The sequence below is a fragment of the Halohasta salina genome (genome assembly GCF_024178165.1).
GTDB lineage: Archaea > Halobacteriota > Halobacteria > Halobacteriales > Haloferacaceae > Halohasta > Halohasta salina.
The window spans coordinates 356,904-379,182 of record NZ_JAMZIE010000003.1; the positions used below are offsets into that span (position 1 = coordinate 356,904).

Annotated in this window: 21 protein-coding genes and 1 tRNA gene; 12 read left to right on the plus strand and 10 right to left on the minus strand. The window is 64.7% G+C overall.

What is annotated here, in order from left to right; translation table 11 throughout:
- Nucleotides 1–6 precede the first annotated feature (6 nt).
- The 3 genes from NKJ34_RS09015 to NKJ34_RS09025 all read right to left on the minus strand — a co-directional run bounded on the left by NKJ34_RS09015 (nucleotide 7) and on the right by NKJ34_RS09025 (nucleotide 2,898).
- Nucleotides 7–411, minus strand: a complete 405-nt coding sequence (locus tag NKJ34_RS09015) for a response regulator (protein WP_253737961.1) — start codon at nucleotides 409–411, stop codon at nucleotides 7–9.
- A 57-nt stretch (nucleotides 412–468) separates the two neighbouring features.
- Nucleotides 469–1,782 (minus strand): DUF7504 family protein, encoded by a 1,314-nt coding sequence (locus NKJ34_RS09020; protein ID WP_253737962.1) that lies wholly within the window; start codon nucleotides 1,780–1,782, stop codon nucleotides 469–471.
- 75 nt (nucleotides 1,783–1,857) lie between these two features.
- Nucleotides 1,858–2,898 (minus strand): hypothetical protein, encoded by a 1,041-nt coding sequence (locus NKJ34_RS09025; RefSeq protein WP_253737963.1) that lies wholly within the window; start codon nucleotides 2,896–2,898, stop codon nucleotides 1,858–1,860.
- A 430-nt stretch (nucleotides 2,899–3,328) separates the two neighbouring features.
- Between NKJ34_RS09025 and NKJ34_RS09030 the strand changes: the two genes are divergently transcribed.
- Nucleotides 3,329–4,387 carry a DUF5305 family protein gene (locus NKJ34_RS09030; RefSeq protein WP_253737964.1) on the plus strand — a complete coding sequence of 353 codons (1,059 nt, stop codon included), beginning with the start codon at nucleotides 3,329–3,331 and terminating at the stop codon, nucleotides 4,385–4,387.
- On the opposite strand, the gene NKJ34_RS09035 is transcribed toward NKJ34_RS09030, so the two are convergent.
- Nucleotides 4,384–5,490: a S26 family signal peptidase gene (locus NKJ34_RS09035; RefSeq protein ID WP_253737965.1), complete on the minus strand. Its 1,107-nt coding sequence runs from the start codon at nucleotides 5,488–5,490 to the stop codon at nucleotides 4,384–4,386. The genes NKJ34_RS09030 and NKJ34_RS09035 overlap by 4 nt on opposite strands.
- Before the next feature lie 399 nt (nucleotides 5,491–5,889).
- Here NKJ34_RS09035 and NKJ34_RS09040 point away from each other — a divergent pair, with 399 nt between their 5' ends.
- The 4 genes from NKJ34_RS09040 to NKJ34_RS09055 all read left to right on the plus strand — a co-directional run bounded on the left by NKJ34_RS09040 (nucleotide 5,890) and on the right by NKJ34_RS09055 (nucleotide 9,730).
- Entirely contained in the window at nucleotides 5,890–6,627 is a 738-nt protein-coding gene (locus tag NKJ34_RS09040; protein ID WP_253737966.1) for a hypothetical protein, read from the plus strand.
- Nucleotides 6,628–6,730: 103 nt separating this feature from the next.
- A complete protein-coding gene (locus NKJ34_RS09045) occupies nucleotides 6,731–7,531 on the plus strand; it encodes an inositol monophosphatase family protein (protein WP_253737967.1) in 801 nt (266 codons plus the stop codon).
- A gap of 67 nt (nucleotides 7,532–7,598) precedes the next feature.
- Nucleotides 7,599–8,057 carry a PH domain-containing protein gene (locus tag NKJ34_RS09050; protein WP_253737968.1) on the plus strand — a complete coding sequence of 153 codons (459 nt, stop codon included), beginning with the start codon at nucleotides 7,599–7,601 and terminating at the stop codon, nucleotides 8,055–8,057.
- Nucleotides 8,054–9,730 carry a PH domain-containing protein gene (locus tag NKJ34_RS09055; protein WP_253737969.1) on the plus strand — a complete coding sequence of 559 codons (1,677 nt, stop codon included), beginning with the start codon at nucleotides 8,054–8,056 and terminating at the stop codon, nucleotides 9,728–9,730. The genes NKJ34_RS09050 and NKJ34_RS09055 overlap by 4 nt, the downstream gene beginning before the upstream one ends.
- Nucleotides 9,731–9,739: 9 nt before the next feature.
- Here NKJ34_RS09055 and NKJ34_RS09060 read toward each other — a convergent pair whose 3' ends face one another.
- Nucleotides 9,740–10,390 carry a bifunctional 4-hydroxy-2-oxoglutarate aldolase/2-dehydro-3-deoxy-phosphogluconate aldolase gene (locus tag NKJ34_RS09060; RefSeq protein ID WP_253737970.1) on the minus strand — a complete coding sequence of 217 codons (651 nt, stop codon included), beginning with the start codon at nucleotides 10,388–10,390 and terminating at the stop codon, nucleotides 9,740–9,742.
- A gap of 174 nt (nucleotides 10,391–10,564) precedes the next feature.
- Between NKJ34_RS09060 and NKJ34_RS09065 the strand changes: the two genes are divergently transcribed.
- Nucleotides 10,565–10,837 (plus strand): DUF7123 family protein, encoded by a 273-nt coding sequence (locus NKJ34_RS09065; protein ID WP_253737971.1) that lies wholly within the window; start codon nucleotides 10,565–10,567, stop codon nucleotides 10,835–10,837.
- A 27-nt stretch (nucleotides 10,838–10,864) separates the two neighbouring features.
- On the opposite strand, the gene NKJ34_RS09070 is transcribed toward NKJ34_RS09065, so the two are convergent.
- On the minus strand, nucleotides 10,865–14,020 hold the full coding sequence (locus NKJ34_RS09070; protein ID WP_253737972.1) for an adenosylcobalamin-dependent ribonucleoside-diphosphate reductase: 3,156 nt from the start codon (nucleotides 14,018–14,020) through the stop codon (nucleotides 10,865–10,867).
- 407 nt (nucleotides 14,021–14,427) lie between these two features.
- Here NKJ34_RS09070 and NKJ34_RS09075 point away from each other — a divergent pair, with 407 nt between their 5' ends.
- Entirely contained in the window at nucleotides 14,428–14,631 is a 204-nt protein-coding gene (locus NKJ34_RS09075; protein WP_253737973.1) for a DUF8029 family protein, read from the plus strand.
- A 34-nt stretch (nucleotides 14,632–14,665) separates the two neighbouring features.
- Here NKJ34_RS09075 and trpG read toward each other — a convergent pair whose 3' ends face one another.
- Genes trpG through trpD form a run of 4 tightly spaced genes read right to left on the minus strand, consistent with a single transcriptional unit; the run spans nucleotide 14,666 to nucleotide 18,565 of the window.
- On the minus strand, nucleotides 14,666–15,313 hold the full coding sequence (trpG, locus tag NKJ34_RS09080; protein WP_253737974.1) for an anthranilate synthase component II: 648 nt from the start codon (nucleotides 15,311–15,313) through the stop codon (nucleotides 14,666–14,668).
- Nucleotides 15,310–16,905 (minus strand): anthranilate synthase component I, encoded by a 1,596-nt coding sequence (gene trpE / locus NKJ34_RS09085; protein WP_253737975.1) that lies wholly within the window; start codon nucleotides 16,903–16,905, stop codon nucleotides 15,310–15,312. Before trpE ends, trpG begins: the two co-directional genes overlap by 4 nt.
- A complete protein-coding gene (locus tag NKJ34_RS09090; protein WP_253737976.1) occupies nucleotides 16,902–17,549 on the minus strand; it encodes a phosphoribosylanthranilate isomerase in 648 nt (215 codons plus the stop codon). The genes trpE and NKJ34_RS09090 overlap by 4 nt, the downstream gene beginning before the upstream one ends.
- Complete coding sequence (gene trpD, locus NKJ34_RS09095; protein ID WP_253737977.1) at nucleotides 17,549–18,565, minus strand: anthranilate phosphoribosyltransferase; 1,017 nt, start codon at nucleotides 18,563–18,565, stop codon at nucleotides 17,549–17,551. Before trpD ends, NKJ34_RS09090 begins: the two co-directional genes overlap by 1 nt.
- Before the next feature lie 493 nt (nucleotides 18,566–19,058).
- Here trpD and NKJ34_RS09100 point away from each other — a divergent pair.
- The 5 genes from NKJ34_RS09100 (at nucleotide 19,059) to NKJ34_RS09120 (ending at nucleotide 21,811) form a co-directional block, all read left to right on the plus strand.
- Nucleotides 19,059–19,133: transfer RNA gene (locus NKJ34_RS09100), tRNA-Val, on the plus strand.
- Between the two features lie 199 nt (nucleotides 19,134–19,332).
- Nucleotides 19,333–19,761: a hypothetical protein gene (locus NKJ34_RS09105; RefSeq protein ID WP_253737978.1), complete on the plus strand. Its 429-nt coding sequence runs from the start codon at nucleotides 19,333–19,335 to the stop codon at nucleotides 19,759–19,761.
- Between the two features lie 140 nt (nucleotides 19,762–19,901).
- Nucleotides 19,902–20,588 carry a hypothetical protein gene (locus NKJ34_RS09110; protein ID WP_253737979.1) on the plus strand — a complete coding sequence of 229 codons (687 nt, stop codon included), beginning with the start codon at nucleotides 19,902–19,904 and terminating at the stop codon, nucleotides 20,586–20,588.
- Nucleotides 20,581–21,213 (plus strand): J domain-containing protein, encoded by a 633-nt coding sequence (locus tag NKJ34_RS09115; RefSeq protein ID WP_253737980.1) that lies wholly within the window; start codon nucleotides 20,581–20,583, stop codon nucleotides 21,211–21,213. Before NKJ34_RS09110 ends, NKJ34_RS09115 begins: the two co-directional genes overlap by 8 nt.
- Nucleotides 21,214–21,421: 208 nt before the next feature.
- Entirely contained in the window at nucleotides 21,422–21,811 is a 390-nt protein-coding gene (locus NKJ34_RS09120) for a hypothetical protein (RefSeq protein WP_253737981.1), read from the plus strand.
- Nucleotides 21,812–22,279: the final 468 nt, after the last annotated feature.

Consider the following 22,279-nt stretch of genomic DNA (forward strand, 5'->3'; position numbering starts at 1 on the left):
GGTCCGCTACAGTTCGGTTTTCGCCCGGTGGGCCAGTAGAACGGTCCGGATCCGGTTGGCCAGGACGTCCATCTCGCCGGTCGCCTGATCGCCCTTGTAGACGAACTCCGCGACGCCGGCCTCGATGGCCTCCCGCGCCAGCGGTTCGAGTGCTCGCCCGGTCAGGATGATCAGCGGCACCGACGGAATCTCGGGGTCGTCCAGCGATTCGGCCAGTTCGACACCGCTCTCGTCGGGCAGCTCGTAGTTCGAGATCATACAGTCGTAGGAGCCGTTTTTCAGCGCGTTCCGCGCCTCGTCGGCGGTGCTGACCGTCGTGATCACGAACTCGTGGGCCGACTCCAGAGTCTCGACGACCTTCGTCGCCATGAAGTTGCTGTCCTCGACGAGCAGGACGTGCGGTGTGTTCATTTGCCGGCTGTCCGTACTACTCCCACTAATAAATATAACATTCGCGCTATCGTGATACTACTCGATGTCGACATTCCCGTCGGGGCCGATCCGGATGACGATGTCGAACGCCGAGGTGATCGTCTCGAGTTCGGTGTCGGTGTGGGCTCTGGGATTCATGTGGTAGAACCCCATCACGCCTCTGGAGTTGAGTTGGCCTTTGAGTGTAAAGAGGAACTGGAACATGGTCTCGTTGCCGACGTACTGCTGGATCGCCGACAGCGTGTGGACGCCGACGACCGTCGGGCGGCGTTCGTCGTCCCACTGGGAGACGATGTGGCTGATGTTGACGCCCAGTTTAGCGAGGTGTTTGAGGTTCGAGATGTTCTTGTAGATGTCCAGCCGCCGGGTGGGGTCCGGCCCCGCGCCCGGCTCGCTCGGTCGGAGGCCACTTCTGCCGACCTCGATGACGGCCGTCTTCCCCCCTGCCCACGCCGGGACCTCCTCGGCGGCGGCCAGCTGGTCGTCGACGGTCCCTGTCGCCGAGACGAACAGCACGTTCTGGCCGGAGCCGTCGTCCGGCACCAGAAACCGGCGGTAGATCTCGTTGGTGATCGAGTGGGCTGTCGGGCTCAGCAGCAACACCTGCGAGGAGGCGGTCGCCCGCCCGAAGGCGTCGATGTTGTTGAGGATCTGATCGATCGTGTCGGCCTGTGTCGACCGACTCGCCGAGCCGGCTGATCGGCCGGTATCGTCCCGGTCGGTGTCGGCTTCCCCGCCGGTAACCCGGTGTGAGATCCGATCGAGGACGCTCCTGAACGACGAGCCGCCCCCATCGTCGCCTCCGTCCACGTCGCTCTCGTCGCCGCGCTCGTCGCCGCTCGTGGCCGCCGGCTCCGTGCCGAACTCGAAGTCGGTCGCCTGTTCGGCCACGTCGGTCCCCGCTCCTCCGGTCTGCCGGTCGGTCGGCTCGGTCGTTCCAGCCGACCCGGTGTCGGACGGTTCGGCCGGCGTCGACCAGTCCGGGCCATTCGTGTCGGGTTCCCCGGCATCAGTGGTGGTCGGCTCTCCCGCCTCCGTCCCGTTCGGCGGCTTCCCGTCGGCCGTCGGCTCCGCGTCGGTTTCCGGATCGGTCGACGAACCGAAACTGTCCCAGAGTCGGTCCTCGGGATCGGCGGCTTCGTCGGGCTGGGGCCGAGCATCGCCGGTGTTTTTGTCCGCCGCCGACCGGTTGCCGCCACCGCCGGTCACGGCGTCGGTATTGTCGCTGCCCCCGGTTGTGGCGGCGGGCGTCTCGTCGACCGGTTCGTCGTCCTCCAGCCGGTCGAGAAACGCGTCGATCCGGGCGTCGTCGATCGGCTCCTCGTCGTCTGGCTCTGATTCGTTACTCATACTCGGGTGGCCGGCAGTCGGTTCCTCGGGCGATACCGCGGCGGCCCGCCCCATATTGTCGGGTCGACACCGGGATCACCAGTTGGTCTGATAGTCGGGGCCGCCGGACTCCCGATCGGTCGGCTGGCGTTCCGGTCCCGTCCCGCCGGGCTGGCCGCCGGCGGGCTCGATGGGACGGTCGGTCGTCTGGAGTTTGTCGTTGGAAAACGGCAGCCAGCCGCCCTTCGTGATGCCGGTGAACCGCTGTTCGCAGCTCGGACACTCCGGGGCCTCCAGCAGCCCGAGGTCGATCGTTTGGCCGCAGTTGTCGCAGTCGGCGGCCTCGACCCCGTGGCGGATCGCCTCCTGTTTGAGATCGGCGAGCTCCTCCTGTTTGGCGAACTGCTCGCGGATGGGTGCCAGCGCCTCCTGTCTGGCGTCGCTGACCGCCCCGAGACGGTACTCGATGTTGTCGGTGGTATCCAGTAGGTGTTGGAGTACCTGCTCGATGCTGTCGAACTCCGACTCCAGCCGGCGTTCGAGTTCGGCGTGATCGGCCTCCGTCCGCTCGACGGCCGCCTTCAGCTCCGACAGCGACATCCCTTCGCTGAGCCGGCGTTCGACCGTCGAGAGCCGCTCGTCGACCGCCTCCAGCCGGTTGTCGAGCCGGTCGATGGTGTCGTCGGTCTCGGTCTGTCGGTCGACGACCGCCGACGAGAGGTCGTCGAGCTGTCCTTCGAGGGCCGACAGCTCCTCGTTACCGGCCTCGTCGGCGTCGGTATCCCGCTGGTCTCCCGACAGCTCTTCGATCGCTCCGCGGAGTCCCTGGAGCTCGGTTTTGAGTTCGGAGAACTCCGCGGTCGACGACCGGTCGTCGTCGGCCGCTCCGCCACCGGCGGCCGTACGGTCCCCCGACTCCATCCCCGGCTGCCCCTCGCCGTGTCGTGGCTCGTTGGCCACCTCGGAGTCGGTAACGACCCCCGAGAGTTCCTCGAGGACCCAGTAGGACGACAAGATCTCGTCGAGCAACTCCTGTTTGGAGACGCCCTTCTGTCTGGCCGTTTCGGCCACCCACTCCTCGAGGGCCTCGGAATCGAACCCGTGAGCGCCGCCAACTGGAGAGGAGTCGTTCGACATGTTTATTCGGGGAGATTAGGTATCGTGGATTGATACCCTCTGTCCTTAAATCTGTGGAATAAATACTTGAATATTGAACAGTACATTTAGATAGTCTTTCCACGAATACGCTCCGGTCGGCTCGCGTCCGTCGTTCTCGGCCGTGGGTCCGGGCGACTACGCCGCTCCGCCAATCATCATCATTATAGGTTTGGTAGTCGACAATGATAGCAGTGATTAGGCGTTTCAGACGGGGAGTGACACCCCCGACACCGGCCGGTTTCGCGGGCGTCAACCCGATCTGCGGGCGATCGCGCGCGGTTCGCATGGCCGGTCGTCAGGGGTGGACCGGCCGTCGGTTGCGGCCGTCCAATCGTCGGTTTCGGTCGTCCGGTCGTCGGGGGTGGACCCGTCGTCGGGGATCGACCGGCCGGTCGACGGGAGGGTGGCGATGTTAGCCCGACTGAAGCTCCACGTCTCGAATCACGGCACGGAGCTGGCGATCGGCTGTCTCCTCGCCGCGCTGCTGCTGTTCGCCGGGGCCGGACAGGTGTATACGACCCCCCAGTACGAGCAGCCACCGCCCGAGGAGGTCGACAGCTACGATATCGAACTCGCCGTCACCGAGAGTGCGGTCGTCCAGCGGGACAACCCGCTGTACGAGACGGGTACTCGGTTGGAGTCGCGGCCGGCCTACTTCGCGAACTTCACGCCGGAACTCCAACTGTCGGCGGCCGTCGACGGTTCCGACAGCCGGAACGTGACGCTGCGCCAGCGGTTGATCCTCCGCGAGGAGGCCACCAGAGACGGCTCGGAGCTCTGGAGCCGCGAGCGGCTGCTGGCGAGTCACAGCGAGACGATGACCGATGGCGAGACCCAGCTCAACACCACCCTCGACGTCGAGGACCTCGGGAGCGACCAGAGCGACGTCCGGTCGGCGCTCGGCTCGCTGGCGGGGATCACCACCACCCTTCGGATCGAGACCACCTACGAGACCGAGCCCGTCGAAGGCGAGTCCTACGAGGGGGATCTGGATCTCGAGTTGACCTTCGAGTCGACCAGCAACGCCTACTGGCTGTCGGGGACCCGTACCGCCAGCGACTCCGAGACCAGAGTGGCCCGGCCCGACCCGGTCCCCCAGCCGCCGAACTACACCCTCGTCGGGCTGTTGGGGCTTGCCGGCGTCGGCATGGTCGGACTCGCCGGCGTCGTCGTCCACAAATCGCGGGGGTACGATCCACAGCAGCTCCGGATCGATCTCTACAACGAGGAGTACGGCGAGTGGATCTCCAAAGGCGAGTTGGTCGTCGACCCCGACAAGCGGTACGTCTACGTCGACTCGCTGGGCGACCTCGTCGATATCGGGATCGACGCCGACAAGCGGGTGATCCACGACAGCGATCTCGGGGCCTACGTCGTCGTCGACGACGATCTGGTCTACTACTTCTCCCGGGAGTCCACCGACATCGAACTGTGGGCGAACGTCGGCAGCGCCTCGAAGGCCGACTAACGCTGGGTCGACCGCATGGTGATCGGTCGGATCCCGACGACGACCGCGTAGACCGCCACGACGGGCGTCGTCGACAGCACTGCGATCGTTATCATGGGCAGATACGGGTGGATCGCAGCCAGCAGCCCGATAACCGGCAGCGGGAGGACATGGAAGTAGTGGTGTTCAGTGTACGACCGGGCGAAGGGCCCGGTTTCGACCGGAACGTCGACCCTCATCGTGACCGACGCGCGTTCCCCGGTCTCGAGCGTCAGTTGCTGGGTGTCGATGTCGATACCGTCTCCGACCGGTTCGACGATGACCACTTTCGGGACGACTCCCTCGTTCTCGACGGAGACGGAGAGTTCCTCGGTCTCGCCGGCGGGGACTCGTCCCTGCCCGTCGGCCACCGAGGGGTCCGCACTCAGGAGGTTGGTCGTCGTCATTCCGCTCGGCAGGACCATCCCTGTCAGCACCGGCAGCGACAGCATGACGACGAGTCCGATCACCACCAGCCGACCGCTGATAACGCCGTCCCGTCGGGTCGACCGGCTCGTCGGCCGTTTCGCGTCGTCGGTCACGAAGCCGTACAGCAGCGTGACCGTGATCAACACGACCCCGAAGCCGGTCGTCGCGGCTCCGACCCGGGCCCCGCTGTCGAGGCCCAGGAGTCCGATTACAGATCCGAACCCGCTTTGGACGAACAGCGCCGCGTGTCCGATCGACGGCAGTGCGACCACCTCGCCGTCGACCTGGAGGACGACCGCGTAGATCTGGGCGTCGGTCACCGGCGGTTCGCCGGCATCCTGATCGGTAAAGGAGTTGGCGTCACCCTGCGTGATGTAACCCTGTGCCGTTTGGTCGATTACTCGGTGTGTCGTCGGTCCCCCGCCGTCGATCGACTGGGCCTCGAAGGTAACTACGTCGCCGGAGTCGATCTCCCCCGCCAACAGGGGCGGCATCGCGACGAACCCATCGCCAACCCCGAGCGTCGGCTCCATGCTCCCCGTCGCAATGTACCCCAGCAGGAACGGCTGGCCGAGTAGTTCGCCGATCACCATCACCGCCGCTATCCCGACCAACACCACCGTGATCGCCCGCTGGACGGTCGACGAGACACCCATTGATTCACACCTCGGACCGACGGCCCACAGTCGGCCTACGTCCGAACATCTTCTTACTCGAAAATACTGTATCTTCCGACTCGACCACCCGCCGAGCACCGTCAGCAACCGGTCTGACCGTTATCGGTCGACGACTGGGTCGACCGGTCGGCTGATAGCCGAAACCAGTAACTGATCTGTCTTGTACTATCTGTCATAGCGAAATGGAACTCAACGCACACATGTTTCCTAATATTGTCTTTCAAACTAAATACTAATATTCTGAGCGGATCAGAGTAAATGTCTGCATGTTAATGAAAGATAGAAGCTATTATATATATCGTGTACAAAGAAAGTCACCGTAGCATGAATAGGCGTAACTTCGTGGTGGGACTTGGGACAGTCGCTACCTTGAGTGGTGTGGCATCGGTTACCGCGGCGTCGTTCGCGTCCAGTACGACCGCGAGCACGAACTTCTCGATCGTCGCCTTGGAGGGCAACCTCGTCCTTCGGCGACTGCAGAGCACGCTCCCCGGTGGGAGCGACCCCAGTAACTACAGCGAACTGGCCGACACGACCGACGCGTGGAACGAATCCGCGATCACGGACTTCGGCAACGTGACACGTGAGAGCAATCAAAACAACTCGGTGGTCGCATACGTCAACGATAACACCAACGACAATCTGGAGGCCGACCTCGCCTTCGAGGCTCGGAACACGACGTACACCGAGTATACTGATAACGAAGCCAACGGTAACTACGGGTTCTTCGAGCTCGCCAACCTCGGTGAGACACAGGAGTCGGTCTCGATGACGTTCGGGTACAACTCCGACAACGTCGCCCAGAACGATACCGATACCGGCACAAGTACTGGCGACCCGCCTCTCTCGGAGGCCGACGTCGCTGAAATCTTCACGTTCACTGCGGACGGGAAAGACATCTCCCCGAATCCCGATACTCCGCGAGAGCCTGGAGACACAGTGTCGCTCGACGCGGGACAGGTTGTCACCGTCGAACTGGAGATCTCCATGACCGAATCGCAGGCCAGCAACGTTCAGGACGTGGCTGGTTCGAGCCCCTTCGGTGGTGGCCTCGACGAGTACAGCTTCCAGCTCATCGACAGCGTCACAGTCGGCAGCGACTTCACCAGCCCATAATCACCGGTTTCACGACCGGCGGTCGACCTTCTTTCTATTTCAGCCGCCCAGCGGCGAGCCCGTCGACCGACGTGCCCATACCCACCGCGGCCCACGAGTCGGTATGCGTGAGCCGACAGCCGACCTCGCGGCGGTCGCCGGCGAGGCGGTCCGGGCAAGCGGCGACTACCTCCGGACGGCGTTCAGAAACGGCCGAGTCGACGGCGAGTACGACGCGGTCGACGTGAAGGCAGCCGCCGATCGGGCGGCCCAACGCCGGATCCGATCGGTGATCGAGTCCCACTACCCCGACCACGCCGTCGACGGCGAGGAGTCCGACTCGCCGGCGACTGCTGGGGAGTCGACCGATGGGATCCGGTGGGTGGTCGATCCGCTCGATGGCACCAACAACTTCGCCAGCGGTCTCCCGAAGTTCGCCGCCGCGGCGGCCGCCTGCCACGACGGCGAGCCGGTGGCCGCCGCGATCTACGAACCGCTGGTCGACGAGCTGTACCTCGCCGAACGCGGCGACGGGGCCACGCTCGACAGCGAGCCCCTCCGGACCGAGTCGGCGCTCCCGCTGGCCCACGGGACGGTCGCCTTCGTGGTCGGCCTCGATGCGGCTACCGATCCGGCAGAGGCCGATCGCATCGAGGCGCTCGAAGCCGCCCTGTGGCACTGCTGCAAACGGGTGGTGACGACGTGGGCCCCCTGCGTCGACTGGGGGCTGCTCGCCCGGGGATCGATCGAGGGGCTGGTCGCGTTCCGCCCCGGCGTCTACGAGCAGGCCCCCGGCGCGCTGGTAGCGGCCGAAAGCGGGGTCGCGGCGGTCGACACGCTGGCCGCCGAGGGGCTGTATGCGGCCGCGCCGACGCGGGCGGTCGCCGAACGACTCCACGAGATCGCGGCAGGATCCGAGGCTTGAAACTTATACGGCCGCCACGAGTACGGCGAGACATGTGTGAGCGTTCCCGACGGCCGGAGGCGGCACGATGAACAGGCTCCACCCTCGGATCAGGCTCGTTTGGATCTTTCGGGCGGTGGCGCTGGCGGCCGTCGTTGGCGCGGTCGGCGTCGGGCTGGCGGTCTTTTTCGAGGTCTCGCCCCGGCTCCCGCTCGGGCTGGCGCTGGTGGTCGTCGTCGTCGGGGTCGTCCACGCGATCCTGCGGTACCGCAACTGGCGGTACGTGGTTCGGGAGGACGCGATCTATCTCGAACGCGGCGTGCTCACCGAGGTCAGGACGGAGGTACCGCTGGTCCGGATCCAGCACGTCGACTCCCGGCGGTCGGCCTTCGAGCGGCTGGTCGGCCTCGCCCGGACGGTCGTCTACACCGCGGGTTCCCGCGGCGCTGACGTGACGATTCCGGGACTGACGCCGGGGGATGCCGACGGGTTGCGGACCCGGCTCAAGCGGCTGGTGATCGACACCGACGGGGAGGATGCCGTGTGAAACTGGCTTCGACGTCGATCCCCTACCGCGCCCTCCAGAAGACGTCGACGATCGCCATCTCGGCGGTGTTCATCGCATCGATCGGGACCGCCGGCCTCGGGCTCCCCGCGCTGGGGGCGGTCATCGCCGGCGGATTCCTCCTCACGCTGGGCTACGAGGTCGCCTACTACCGCCGCTTCGAGTACGAACTCACCGAGGACACCCTCGACATCCGGTCGGGGGTGTTCAACCGCCGCGAGCGGGAGATTCCCTACGGCCGGATCCAGAACGTCGACTCCAGCCGAAACGTCTTCCAGCGGCTGGTCGGCCTCGCCGCGGTCAGCATCGAGACCGCCGGCGGGGGGTCGACCGAGGCCGCCCTGCAGTACGTCACCCCCTTCGAGGCCGAGCGGCTTCAGTTGGACATCCGCCGGGCCAAACGCGGCGAGTCGCCGACCGGCAACGCCGACACCGGTGCGGCCGACGCGGGGACGGGGGAGACGACGGCGGCCGAGGGGTCGTCGACCGCCGCCGGCACGAGCGTCGACCGCGAGGCCATCGACGAGGAAGAGGAGGTGTTGTTCGAGATCGCCCCCTCGGAGTTGGCGCTGGCGGGGATCCTCTCCTTTGATCCTCGGGTTCCGGGGGCTATTCTCGCGCTGTCGACGGGGTCGGTCCCGTTCGTCTCGCCGCTGATCCCGATCGATGCCCCGCCGCTGGTGCTGGTCGGCCTGCTGGCGCTGCTGGTGGCTGCTGGCGTCGTGTTGGCCTGGGTCGTCGGTGCGCTCTCGGCGGTCGTCAATTATTGGGGGTTCCGGCTCACCCGCTCGGCCGACGAACTCCGGTACGAACGCGGGCTGTTGCAGCGCTACAGCGGCACCATCCCCTTCGACAAGATTCAGGCGATCACGATCACCGATAACCCGCTGAAACGGCGGGCGGGGTACGCCACGCTGGTCGTCGAGACCGCCGGCTACGCTCCCGGCCAGAGTGGCAGCCGGGGGAGTGAGGCCGCCGTCCCCATTGCCGGCCGCGGTCGGATCGACCGACTGGCCGACGAGATCGAGGCCTGCGACGCCGGCCGCTTCGAGCGGCCGCCGAAACGCATCCGTCGGCGGTATCTGGTTCGGTACCTCCTCGGACTCGGCGTGATCGTCGGCCTCCTCTACGGCGGGGCGGTGCTGTTCGCCTCGCCTGACGCGGTGCCGTGGCCCCTCCTTGCGATCGCGGCGCTGTCGACCCCGCTGGCGGCCCACTACAAGTGGGTCCACCGCGGCTACCGGCTCGGAGAGGATCATCTGGTTACCCGCAATGGCTTCTGGTCCCGCGAAACCAAGCGGGTCGCCTACTACCGGATTCAGACGGTGATCGACACCCGGACGATCTTCCAGCGCCGGTGGTCGGTGGCGACGGTCACTGCCGATACGGCGGGCTCGCTGTCGATCCTCGGCACCGACGCCGCCGCCGTCGACATCGACCAGCGCGATGCCGACCGACTCCGAGCCGACCTGACCGACCGGCTCCGAACCGCCCTCGCCGAGCGCCGCCGTCAGCGGCGCGGCCGCTCGTTTTTCTTCGACAACGTCGAGCCAACTGGCGAGCCACCCGCAAACAACGAGCGAGCCGCCGACGAGTCCCCGGACGGTGCCGATCCTGATGCGGGTTCTGACGACGGTCGTGAAACCGGGCGGTAGACGGGTGGGTTAAGCGTCGCGGGCCTCGTCGATGACGCTCGTGAACTCCCGTGCCCGTTCGGTGATCGCCTCGAAGTCGCCGCGCTCGGCGGCCGCGTAGTCGACCAAGGCGCTGCCCGCGCCCACGCATTCCGCGCCAGCCTCAATGTAGGCGGCCGCGTTGTCGAGGTCGACGCCGCCGGTCGGCATCAGCGGGATCTGTTCGTAGGGGCCCTTGATCGCACTGAGATGGCCCGGCCCGAGCGAGGAGGCCGGGAACACCTTGACGAGATCGGCTCCCATCTCGTAGCCGCGGATGGCCTCGGTCGGCGTCATAACCCCCGGTGCGACCAGCGTCCCGTAGCGGTTGCAGATGTCGATGACGTCCTCGTGGAGGCTCGGGCTGACGACGAACTCCGCGCCCGCGAGCATCGTCATCCGAGCGGTCGCGGCGTCGAGGACCGTCCCGGTACCGATGATGATCTCGTCGTCGAAGGAGCCGGTGAGTGCTTCCAGCATCTCGGTGACGTCGGGGTTGTCGGCGGTGAGTTCGATTCCCGTGACGCCGCCTTCGAGAAGGGCGTCGGTGATCTCGATCAACGTGTCCGGATCCGCCCCGCGGAGGACCGCGACGACGCCGCTGTCGACCAGTCGCCCGTAGGTCTCGCTTTTCGCGTGCATATCTCCACCTTCCGGTCCGCTGTATTAAAATGGCAGGTGCGTGTTAGGCAACCGTACCTGTCGCCGGGGGCCCACGGGGAGTCGGGGGCGGTCGACGCCACAAAATCGCCCGACAGCGGCGTGTTAACCGGTCGTACCAAACGCCATATTAGCCGATACCCGCACTGTTCGGGTATGAGCACCACACAGGTAGCCGACCTACAGTCGACCGCCCTCCCCACGGACTTTGAGGCCGACCTCACCGAGAAACAGCGGCGCATTCTGGCCTACCTCCGCGAGCAGGTCGACAACCAGACCTACTTCAAATCCCGACTCATCGCCGACGAACTCGGCATGAGCGCCAAAGAAGTCGGGACGAACATGCCGCCGCTGGTCGAAAGCGAGGTCGACCTCACCATCGAGAAGTGGGGTTACTCCTCGGGGACGACGTGGATGGTAACCGCCTAAAACGGATTTTTCAGCCGGGTCGCCGAGTTAGCACTCCGACCAGCCGCAGGACTCGCAGGTCTTGCAGCCTTCCGAGAAGTACAGCGACATGCTGCCACACTCGGGGCATTCGGGGGATTCACCCTCCGCGAGTAGCTTGTCGGTCGCGTCGCTGGTCTCGGCGGCGTCGGGCGACTCCGTCGACTCGGTTGCGGGACCGGGCGTCGCGCCGTTGGCCGTCGTGTCGTCGGAGACGGCGCCGCCGTCGGTCTCGTGGCTCGCCGGCTCGCCGCTCAGCTCCGAGAGGTTCTGCTGTTTGGGATATGGCTCCTCGATCTCGCCGTCGAGATAGCGTCGAAGCGCAGTCCCGATCGCGTCCGGAATGGAGTTGATCTGTTCGCCTTTGTCCCAGGCGACCTTCGGGGATCGAATCCCGTTGAGTTCGTTGGCGATCTCCTCGGGGTCGACGCCCGAGCGAAGCGCCGTCGAGATCGTCTTCGCCAGCGCCTCGGTGAAGGAGGCGGTGAAACCGCCGGAGTTGCCGATATTCGCAAAGAGTTCGAACGGCTCGCCGCGTTCGTCCTCGTTGATGTTGACGTACACCTTGCCGTAGCCGGTGTCGACGCGCTGGGTCACACCGTACAGCACGTCCGGACGCGGGCGCTTCTTGCCGAGACCCTCTTGGCTCGTCGTCTCGGGCTGGGTGAACAGTTCGTCGAGTTCCGCGCCGAGCTGGGCGCGGACTTCCTCGTTGTCGAGGAAGCCCTCGATGCCGCCGAAGACCTCCTCGATCTGGGCGGTGATCTGCTCGGCTGCCTCGCCGTCGTCGGCGAACTCGGTGTTCTGGGCGCGGGTGGTCAGGACCTGCTTCGAGCGGGTGCCGTCGCGGTAGACGGTGACGCCCTTGCCGCCGTTGTCGTAGATGTAGCGGTAGACCTCGTCCATGTCCTCGACGGACGCGGAGTTCGGGAAGTTGCAGGTCTTCGAGATCGCCGAGTCGACGCCCGTCTGGCAGGCACACTGGACGCCGGCGTGTTCCTTGCCAGAGAGATCGGAGGTAACGACGAACAGTTCGCCGATGGCTTTCGGGACGGTCTCGAGGCCGTCGACGCCGTCGAACTCGTTGTTCGCCATCTGTGCTTGGGCTTCGGCTTTGACCGCGTCGATGTCGATGTCGTTCTCCTCCAGCACGCGGAGGAAGTAGTCGTCGAACTCGACGAGCATCTCGTCGCCTTGGACGTCGTCGGAGACGTTCTTGTAGTAGGCGACGTTGTAGATCGGCTCACAGCCGCCGGTGGTGTTGCCGATCATCGAGGTGGTGCCGGTCGGTGCGATCGTCGTCGTGTTGTGGTTGCGGATCTCGAAGCCGTCGGCCCACTCGTCGGCGTCGAGACCGGTGTGGTGTTCGAACCACTCGCGGTACTCGGTGGGGTTGGCGTACTTCGATTCGTCCCAATCGTTGAACGTACCGCGCTCCGTGGCGAGTTCGTGGGAGGCCCACTTCGACTCGTGGTTGATGTGGGTCATCAGCTGCTCGGCGATGGCGTTGCCCTCCTCGGAGCCGTAGCGGACCCCGATCTGGATGTAGAGTTGGGCCAGCCCCATGATGCCGAGGCCGATCTTCCGCATGTCGCGGACGGTCTGTTCGATCTTCTCTACGGGGAAGTCCGACATCGTGACGACGTTTTCGAGGAAGCGGGTCCCGGATTCGATCCGGCGCTCGAAGGCCTCCATGTCGACGGCCTCCTGCATGAACGCCTCGGCGGCCGCCTCGATCGAGTCGAACTCGTCGCCGTGGTTGTCGTACCAGACACGCCAGTCGGGCGCATCCTTGTCGGCCAGCGTCGAGAGGTTGATGTGGCCGAGGTTACAGGCCTCGTACTCTTCGAGTGGCTGCTCGCCGCAGGGGTTGGTCGCGAGGATCTCGTGGTCCGGGTGTTTCTCGACGTCGAAGGAGTGTTCCTTGTTGACGCGTTCGAGGTAGATGATCCCCGGTTCGCCGTTCTCGTGGGCCCCGTTGACGATGTGGGTCCAGAGTTCCTCGGCGGGGATCGACAGCTCTTCGCCGACCTCGACGTACTCGCCGAGACCGTGGAGTTCGTACAGTTCCTTCGTCTCGGGGGTGGCGATGTGCGGTTCTTCGGTTCGGGGATTGGTGAAGGTGAACTCCTCGTCGTTGTACAGCGCCTCCATGAAGTCGTCGGTGACGCCGACCGAGATGTTGAAGTTCGAGAGGTGGCCCTCGACGGCGTTCCGGAGGTGTTTGGGGACCTTGCCGTCCTCGTCGATCAGCTCGCGGGCTTCTTCGAGGGCGTCGGCAAAGGAGTTGTGCGTGAAGTCGTCGGGATCGTTCAGGCGCAGCGAGTGGGCCAGCGAGACGTCCTTGTTCTTGGCGTGGATGAACTGGATGACGTCGGGGTGCGAAACGCGCATGACGCCCATCTGGGCCCCGCGGCGGGCCCCTCCCTGGGCGATGGTCTCACACATCTGGTCGTAGGTCCGCATGAACGTGATCGGCCCGGAGGCGATGCCGCCAGTCGACCCCACAGAGTCGCCATAGGGGCGGAGCTTCCAGAACGCGTAGCCCATGCCACCGCCGGACTGGAAGACCTCGGCGGCCTCCTTTGCGGTCTGGTGGATGTCGGTGATGTCGTCGCCGGGGGAGTCGACGAAACAGGCCGACAGCTGCTGGAGTTCGTCGCCGGCGTTCATCAGCGTCGGCGAGTTCGGCATGAAGGACAGCTGGGTCATCAGCTCTTCGAACTCGTCGGCGACGTCTTCGACGTGACTCTTGATCTCGGCGGGGAGTTCGGGGACGACCGTCTCGTAGGCGAACTTGTTGACGTTGTACACCGAGAGCGTCGTCTCGGCGTCGTCGTCGGCGGTCGTACCCTTACCGAATACCTCGGCGGCGAGTTCGTCGCGGCGTGGGTGGTCGGGCTTGATCTGGTCGGGGGAGACCGTGATCTCGGTGTCCTGCTTGTCGGCCTCGAAGACGGCTTCGGCGAGAGCGACGTTCTGGGCGACGCGTTCGAACAGCTCCTCTTGGCTCTCGTTGACGTTGCCGTCGGCATCCTTGCGGAGATACCGGGCGGGGAGGATGTTGTTGTAGGCGTTGGCGGTGAGCCGATCTTCGAGGGTTTCGCCCTCGGTTCGCTTGATCGGTAGTTCGAGCTCGTCGGCGGAGAGATCCGCGTTACTCATCGGGACCACTCCGGGGCGTCTGCGACGTGCTGGACGGGGTTTACGGTCGATGTACTCATCAAGTGTACGGTCATTTGGGACGGAACAGTTGTACCAAGGGTATCCTCATAACAGCTTTGATTGCGGTAGCGAAACTCTTGTTGGACTCGCCAGCGCTGTCGCTGACGGGACACTGCGTCACAGCCGACGGCCCGGGAACACCGGGTCCGATCGGGTATCGTCGACACGCACGCCCGAGACATAAGCATATCCGAACCGCAGTGAAAGTAGAACGGAGCCGAACGGTCGACAGCCGGCGCGAGGCCCGTGTCGACTGGAGATTTCAGACTATCACGAACGGTGAAAGTAATGTCGACGATACGTCAGCTACCCATACGTTTATTCCTGCCCGTCCGCAGGAACCGAGTATGTCAGTCGACGGATTCCTCACCCTCCTCGCACAGGCCGGGCTGCTCGGCACGGAGCTCGGCCAGCTACTGGTCGTCCTGATCGGGATGTTGGTCGTGATGATTGTCGGTCGTGTCGTGCTCAAAATCGCCTGGCGGCTGGTCACTATCGGCGTCGTCGTCGTCGGTGCAGCGCTCGTTCTCACGCAGTTCGGCGTGATCTAACTCGGTTCGGCGCTCGTTTTCCACCGGGCGGCCGTCAGGCCGATTCGGGAGCCTCGGTCTCCGGGGTCGACGCGGCCGCCCCCGTCAGGAAGTTGTGGATCAGGTCGTGACCCACGGCCGTCAGCACGCTCTCGGGGTGGAACTGGACGCACTCGATGGGGTGCTCGCGGTGGCGGACGCCCATCACGAGTTCCGCGCCGTCGTGGTCGGTTGTGGCCGAGATCTCGAAGCAGTCGGGGACCTCGGTTGCGATCAGTGAGTGGTAGCGACCGGCCTGAAACCCCTGATCGAGGCCCGCGAAGACGCCCCGTTCGTCGTGATCCATCGGGTAGGCCTTGCCGTGGATCGGTTCCGGCGCGTGGCCCACGCTGCCGCCGTACTCGTAGACCGCCGCTTCGAGCCCGAGACAGACCCCCAGCGTCGGCACCTCGGGGCTGATCTCCCGGAGGACGTCCATCGTCACGCCCACGTCACGGGCGTTCTTGGGGTGGCCCGGCCCCGGACTGATGAGGATCGCATCCGGCTCCGCGGCGCGGATCTCATCGAGTGAGGCGTCGTTTTTGAGCACCGTCACGTCGATGGGCTGGATGCCGCCGTCGCCGTCGGGCACGCGAGTCTCGGAGACGTACTCGACGAGGTTGTAGGTGAACGAATCGTAGTTGTCGACGAACAGGACGTTCATTGCTCACCCTCCTCGATCCGGTCGATCGCAGCCAACACGCCGTCCATCTTCTGTTCGGTCTCCTCGTATTCGGAGGTCGGGTCGCTGTCGGCGACCAATCCGGCCCCCGCTTGGACGGTGATCTCGTCGGCGTCGCCGCTGTGGTCGATAGTCGCGGTGCGGATCACGATGGCCAACTCGGCGTCGCCGCTCCACGAGAAGTAGCCGACGCCGCCGCCGTAGACGCCCCGTGGCGTCAGTTCGAGGTCGTCGATGATCTCCATCGCGCGAACCTTCGGCGCGCCGGTCAGCGTCCCGGCGGGGAACGTCACCCGGGCGGCATCGAAGGCGTCGTACTCTTCGGCCATGCGGCCCGTGACGGTCGACTCGATGTGCTGGACGTGGCTGTATTTGAGGACGCTCATGAACTCCTCGACGGTGACGCTGCCGGGTTCGGAGACCCGCCGGACGTCGTTGCGCGCGAGGTCGACGAGCATCGTGTGTTCGGCCCGCTCCTTGCCGTCGGCCAGCATCTCCCCCGCAAGGCGGCGATCCTCGACGGGACTGGTCCCCCGCGAGCAGGTGCCCGCAATCGGGTTCGAGACGATTTCTCGCCCCTGCACGGAGACGAGGGTCTCGGGACTTGCCCCGACGATCGACAAGTCGTCGTGAGACATGAGATACATGTACGGCGAGGGGTTGATCTCCCGCAGTGCTTTGTAGAGACCGATCGGGTCGACCTCGCCGGTGAGCTGGCGGCGACGGGAAATGACGCCCTGATAGATGTCGCCGTCGAGGACGTGCTGTTTGGCCGTTCTGACGGCCGCTTCGTACTCGTCTTGTGGGCCTGCGGTCTCGCCGGTACGCGAGAAGCCGCCCGGCTCAGGGTCGGTCGCTGCCGCGAGCGTTTCGGCAATGTCGACTGCCTCTTCCCGCAGTGCGTCGTAGGTCTCGCCGGGATCGTCGTCGGGCGCGATGACGGGCGTGAACACCAGTTGAACCGTTCCTTCAGCGTCGTCGAAGACGACCGTCCGGGTCGTCAGCGCGAACTGGGCATCGGGTAGGCCTGAGTCGGGGCGGTCGAGCCCGACGTCTTCGAGCACGAGGTCGTAGACGGTCTCGTGGGCGAGGAAGCCGACGAGTCCCCCGGAGAGTTGTCGACGATCCGTCTCGGGGAAGCCGACGCGGTCAATGGCAGGCAAGCCGCGGCGGAGGCGGTCCAAGACATCCCCTTGGGTTTCGGCCTCGCCCGCGTACGCGTCGACCAGTAAGTCCGCTGCCGGACCGAGGTGGTCGACCTCGGTGCGGTCGGGGTACACCGAGACGATGGCCTCGGGATCGTACCCCACGAAGGAGTAGCGGGCGTGGCGCTCGGCGTCGGTGTTGGGCGCGAAGGCTCCGTCAGGGTCCGAGGAGGCGGTCTTGTCGGCGCTTTCCAAGAGGAAATTGTAGGGACTCCGGTCGGCCAGCGCGGCGTAGGCCGCCAGTGGCGAGGTGTCGACATCCAGCGTCACCGCCAGGCGGGCGACGACTGGTTCCTCATGTTCGCCGACGAGGTCGACGAACGCCCCCCGCTCGCGGTCGAGGCTGATCCGGTCGGTTGCGGTGCTCATACCGGCACCTCCAGTTCGCGGCCCGCGTTCTGGACGAACGTGGCGAGGGCGGTGTGGTCCTTCCGGCCGGGATCGCGTTCGACACCCGAGGCCACGTCGACCGCGAACGGCGCGGCCGTCCGCACCGCTTCGGCGACGTTGTCCGGCGTGAGGCCTCCAGCGAGGATGACCGGCGAGGTGAGTGTTTCGGCGAGGGTGCCGGTGGCCTCCCAGTCGTGGGTCTCGCCGGTGCCGCCAGCGCCCTCCTTGCTCGTCGAGTCGACGAGAATCGCGTCGGCCGCGGCGTCGAGTTCGTGGGCGCGCTCGGTGTCCGTGTGGTCGATCGCCGGGATCACTTTGATCCCGGTTTCGGCACGGATGTAGCCGATGTCGTCGGCGTCGAACTCCCCGTGGAGCTGAATCGCGTCGGGACGGATCGCGCGGATGAGGTCGACCGCGTGGTCGGCGTCCTCGGGCATCGTCACGAGCGTCGCGGTGACAAACGGTGGGACTTCGGCGACGAGTTCGGCGGCGGTGCCGCGATCGACCTCGCGGGGTGTGTCGACCGAGACCGCTGAGATGATCCCCACGGCGTCGGCTCCGGCCTCGATGGCCGCCCGGAGGTCGGCGGAGTCGGTGAAACCACAGATCTTGACGCGCGCCATTAGGCCTCCACGTCGGCTTCGGCGGTCTCGCGCAGGGCCTCCAGCTTGGCTTCGGCCCCGCCGTCGTCGATCGCCTTGGCGGCGGCTTCGACGCCGTCTGTGAGTGAGTCGGCTTCGCCCGCCACGTAGATCGCCGCGCCCGCGTTGGCGAGGATGAGGTCGCGTTTGGCTCCCTGTTCCTCGCCAGTGAGGATGGCTTCGAGATCGGCGGCGTTTTCTTCCGGTGTGCCGCCCGCCACGTCGGCGATGGGTGCCGAATCGAGGCCGAGATCCTCGGGCGTGAGCGTGAACTCCTCGATGGAGTCGCCCGCTACTTCGGCGACCGTGGTTTCGTCGTGGAGGCCGATCTCGTCCATCCCCGAGCCGTGGACGACAAGCGCGCGGTCGACGGGCATCTGGGTGAGCGCGCGGGCGATCACGGGCACGAGGTCGGGGTCGTAGACGCCGAGCAGTTGGGCGTCGGCCGCGGCGGGGTTCGTCAGCGGGCCGAGGACGTTGAAGATGGTGCGCATCCCCAGCTCCTTGCGCGGGCCGATGACGGCTTTCATCGCGGGGTGGAAGACGGGCGCGAGCATGAAGCCGATGCCGTCGGTCTCGATGGCCGATTCGACGGCTGGCGGTTCGGCGTCGACCGTGACACCGGCGACTTCGAGGACGTCCGCGCTCCCGGAGGAGGAGGACACCGAGTAGTTGCCGTGTTTGGCGATGGGGACGCCCGCGCCCGCGGCGACGATCGCGCTGGTCGTCGAGACGTTGATCGTGTCGTAGTCGTCGCCGCCGGTGCCACAGGTGTCGACCAGCGGCGTGCGGTCGGGTTCGATCGTCCGGGCCGCATCACGCATCCCCTGTGCGAACCCCGCGATCTCGGTTTCGGTCTCGCCTTTGGCCCGGAGCCCCGACAGCAGCGCGCCGATCTGGGCCTCGGTGGCGTCTTCGAACACGAGGCTGGCCGCCTCGCGTGCCTCGTCCTGTGTCAAATCCTCGCCCTCGGTCACTCGCCGAATATAATCCTGCATTGTTAGTCACCAGTGTATGAGTTCGTCTTGTAATGTACAACTCTGTACATTGGTAAAACGTTGTCGCCCATACGAACGATCAAGGCGTGATAGCATTTTGCATGGTAGCTGGCTGCGTAGCAGTGGGCTGTCGACTGCAAAACACTAGAAAAAACCCCGACAGGCTCCGGTCGAGGGTGGTTCGAGATGCCGAAGGCGTCTCGTCATCACGAGACGCTTTGCTCTCTCGAACGACCTCGCTGCGCTCCTCACTCCGCTGCGGTGTCTGCTCACGGCTGCACCGTTCGCGTGGGCCGAGGCGCGCAGCGCCTCGCGCCTTGCGTCGGCCGCCTTCCCGGAGCATGGGGGCTTTCTACGTCTCAAAAAACACGATTTCTCCGGTATAAGAAGCACAATCGTACTATGAGAGAAATCGCCAACCGGAGCGGAGATTCGAAACGTTCAATTACGTCCCCCGGATACGATAGGATGCGTTCGAAAGCACAACCGGACCGGGTTTGTGGTCTAGTCTGGTTATGACACCTCCTTGACATGGAGGAGGCCGGCAGTTCAAATCTGCCCAAACCCATCACCTTATAAGCGGAATCGTACAACGGTAGCAACCCCTTATTACAGACGGCTCTGCCGTGGGGGTGGCCGATGAGTCGCGCTGCAGAAACCGCGGACCTGCCGGATAGAGAGTCTATTCGGCCGATCTGCGACTTCTGCGGCGGTCGGATCACAGACGACGACCAGTGCCCAGCACGTGATAAAGGGGACTGCCGGCCATGAACCCGCTCGACTTCGCTCAGGAGCGCCGGGAGTCGACGGCCAGCTGGCAGCGAGCCGACCCCACGGAGGCACTGATCGAGCGGATAGCGTGGGACACGTGGCTGGTCACACTGCCGGATTCGGAAGACTGCCACGAAGTCACGCTGCACCGAGATCACGGCGCACTCATCGGAGAGTGCGAACTGAGGCACGAAGACGATCGGTGCCCCGCTCGCAAGTACAACGACGCCGACAAACCCTGTGCCCATCTCTGCACGATCCTGAAGGCGACGCTGTTCAACGATCCCGACATCCGCGGTTCGTCGATCGAGGTTTTCGATGTCAGCGATGTTGGGATGGCGTCGGCTGACACTCACATCGAGTCCGCGATGGCTGGAGATCGCGATCCAGTCGCTACCGACGGCGGACCGGAGGTGCGACAATGACGAACCCTTGTTTCGAGTGGATCAACTGGAACTCCCTTCGTCAGACAGCACGAAGCGCTGTCAGACAAACTAAAAACGCACTCACAACCGTATTGGGTGCTGAAACGGTCGAATCGGCGTCTGTCAGACACCCCTCCCCCGTGTCGCCACATCCCTCTCCGTCAGGTGCGAGCGCCTGTCTACGCGATCATAAAGCGGCGCGCGATGGGGGCGCACACACGCGCGAGGCCGGCACCGTCGACCGCGGCGACGGGATCCGGGCCGATGGCGGCTCAAAGCGGTTCACTGTTCGGGTCACCGATCCGGAGATTGTGGCGGCGCTGGATGATGCCGACTCGCAGTCAGACGCGATTCGGACGGCGCTCCGGCAGACGTACGGCGGCGAAGGCAGTCGAAAAGACGACGTCGACGTGCCGGCGAAGGCACTCGATGCCTACGACGAGTTGGTGGAGTTCGTCGGGATCGAGGCCGAGATTGATGAACAGTCCGCGCTGTCGCTGATCGCCCAAGACCTCCAGATCAAGAAAGAGGCGGCGAAGAAGGTGGCGATCGCACCGCTCGAAAGTGCCGGATACGTGACTGTCAGGGGCTCGAAAGTGGTCGTGCATCAAGAGCCGGGCGAGCACTACGACCGGTCGACAGGGCATCACGACATCGTAGATTTCAAAGATGGACTCACGGTCGGCACGAAGTTCGGCTGTCGCCGCTGCGGCCGAGTGGCCCGCCACAAACAGCACATCAAAACGCGACCGTGCAAGGTCGTGGGCGTCGACGCGTCTGCGGACGCATCGGCAGCGACTGCGGGAGGTGAGCCGGCAGATGACTAACATCGACTGGCCAGTTGCCTTCGAACGAACTGATGCGGTCGACCGCGAACCGAACCGGTCGTTCGAGGCGACGATCGCCGACACGACGCGCGACATCGCTACGGAGATGGATCGGATGGACGTCGACGAGTGGCGGGCGTCGACTGGATCCGGTGGGCCTCACACAAAACCGTCCGGAATGCCGAAACACAGCGCGAACCCAGACGATCCGGGGTTCGTGCTGTACTGGACGAAAGACGGCGAACAGTACGCAGTGGCCTGTGACGCCTCGCCAAAGCTCCGGGACAACGTGCGGTACTGCTACAAGTGGATCAACGAGACGCGGATGCGGTCGAACCGGCCCGTCGAAACAGGCGATAGCGAGTTCGCTACGGCACGGCTGCCGAGCGGTGACGAAGAGGCGACAACAGCCGACCCACCGGCTCACATCGTGCTCGACGTCGACCGGGATGCAACGCCGGCAGCGGTAGAATCGGCGTTCCGAGAGAAAGCCCGAGAAGTGCATCCGGATGCTGGTGGTAGCGAAGAAGCGTTCAAACGAGCCCAGCGAGCGAAAGAGCGGTTGCTACCTGACGAACCGGAGTGTGTGACTGACGGCGGCGTCGACATGGAGGACAAGCAATGAGGAATCCCGAAGGGCTGACGCGAGACGAGCATTACCGGCCGATCCAGTGTGTGAACTGCGATGCGACGGCTGATCTGAAGGCGCGTGGCGCGTCGTGTCCGGCTGAGATCGGTTGGCTACATCGGCATGATGGCAACGAGGTTAAGAACTACTGCCCGGACTGTCGCGGGGTAGTCGAAGTCGACGGAGAGCGATAGGAGGACCACTAATGTCAGAATCAGATGATGCTTTACCCGGACGAGTAGACGAGTACAGTGGAGACAGCGATATGGTCACGTTCGAGCGGGTCAGCGTACCTGAGCCAGCTGTACGTATCGAACAAGTCGGAGAAGACCCCGACATCCGCTACCGGTACGAGTGGGATGAGCGTGGCGAACCGACGCCAGAGCAGTTTGAGCGAGTCACTAACCTCGAAGTCAAACTCGCCGTGATGATGAACGATCTTGACGGCGAGGTTCTGGAGCAGGCCCACACCGTCCTCGACGAGCTGGCAGAACTCCAGCGGGTGATGTGCGGCGAGCGCGATCTCGACAGTGTGCAAGAACAGCAAGTACTGATGGGCAACATCGACGGCCTACCAGAGGTTGAGAGCCGATGAGTGACCTACCCGGAGACGTTACCTGTCTACGATCTGCCCGATGGGTGCCGAAAAATCACACTCCGCACAAAGAAACCGGTCGTTCTTTTTGTGGACGTAGGTTTCCTGGCATCCGCAGTTTGGACAGCTGTACTTACTCTCGTCGAGCATACTTTTCGGGGGCATCATCAGGCGGTGGATTGTCCACCGATATAATTGCTCGCCTACCAGGGGTGGTTCAGCGTGCCTGAAAGACCTGGAGACGTAGAACATCACGAACCCGGAAGTTGGGGAGGCTGCGACGGTTGTGGGTCGTCACTCAAACGACCAACCCATCGGATCGGAGCCGAGGACCTATGCGGCAGCTGCTACGGCGAGGAGCGTGGTTACATTGCCCAGCGAGCAACCTACAGACGGAATATAGTAGTTTTATTCGACAATATCGACATAACTAACATAAAAACAGCAATCAGTGATACAGATAAAATA

Excerpts from the sequence above, each read along its gene's own strand:
- NKJ34_RS09035 (WP_253737965.1), bottom strand. The coding sequence starts at position 5,490 with ATGGGTGTCTCGTCGACCGTCCAGCGGGCGATCACGGTGGTGTTGGTC.
- NKJ34_RS09060 (WP_253737970.1), bottom strand. The coding sequence starts at position 10,390 with ATGCACGCGAAAAGCGAGACCTACGGGCGACTGGTCGACAGCGGCGTC.
- NKJ34_RS09015 (WP_253737961.1), bottom strand. The coding sequence starts at position 411 with ATGAACACACCGCACGTCCTGCTCGTCGAGGACAGCAACTTCATGGCG.
- NKJ34_RS09115 (WP_253737980.1), top strand. The coding sequence starts at position 20,581 with ATGACTAACATCGACTGGCCAGTTGCCTTCGAACGAACTGATGCGGTC.
- trpG (WP_253737974.1), bottom strand. The coding sequence starts at position 15,313 with ATGAACGTCCTGTTCGTCGACAACTACGATTCGTTCACCTACAACCTC.
- NKJ34_RS09120 (WP_253737981.1), top strand. The coding sequence starts at position 21,422 with ATGTCAGAATCAGATGATGCTTTACCCGGACGAGTAGACGAGTACAGT.
- NKJ34_RS09030 (WP_253737964.1), top strand. The coding sequence starts at position 3,329 with ATGTTAGCCCGACTGAAGCTCCACGTCTCGAATCACGGCACGGAGCTG.
- trpE (WP_253737975.1), bottom strand. The coding sequence starts at position 16,905 with ATGAGCACCGCAACCGACCGGATCAGCCTCGACCGCGAGCGGGGGGCG.
- trpD (WP_253737977.1), bottom strand. The coding sequence starts at position 18,565 with ATGCAGGATTATATTCGGCGAGTGACCGAGGGCGAGGATTTGACACAG.
- NKJ34_RS09075 (WP_253737973.1), top strand. The coding sequence starts at position 14,428 with ATGTCAGTCGACGGATTCCTCACCCTCCTCGCACAGGCCGGGCTGCTC.
- NKJ34_RS09070 (WP_253737972.1), bottom strand. The coding sequence starts at position 14,020 with ATGAGTAACGCGGATCTCTCCGCCGACGAGCTCGAACTACCGATCAAG.
- NKJ34_RS09025 (WP_253737963.1), bottom strand. The coding sequence starts at position 2,898 with ATGTCGAACGACTCCTCTCCAGTTGGCGGCGCTCACGGGTTCGATTCC.
- NKJ34_RS09090 (WP_253737976.1), bottom strand. The coding sequence starts at position 17,549 with ATGGCGCGCGTCAAGATCTGTGGTTTCACCGACTCCGCCGACCTCCGG.
- NKJ34_RS09105 (WP_253737978.1), top strand. The coding sequence starts at position 19,333 with ATGAACCCGCTCGACTTCGCTCAGGAGCGCCGGGAGTCGACGGCCAGC.
- NKJ34_RS09045 (WP_253737967.1), top strand. The coding sequence starts at position 6,731 with ATGCGTGAGCCGACAGCCGACCTCGCGGCGGTCGCCGGCGAGGCGGTC.
- NKJ34_RS09065 (WP_253737971.1), top strand. The coding sequence starts at position 10,565 with ATGAGCACCACACAGGTAGCCGACCTACAGTCGACCGCCCTCCCCACG.
- NKJ34_RS09050 (WP_253737968.1), top strand. The coding sequence starts at position 7,599 with ATGAACAGGCTCCACCCTCGGATCAGGCTCGTTTGGATCTTTCGGGCG.
- NKJ34_RS09020 (WP_253737962.1), bottom strand. The coding sequence starts at position 1,782 with ATGAGTAACGAATCAGAGCCAGACGACGAGGAGCCGATCGACGACGCC.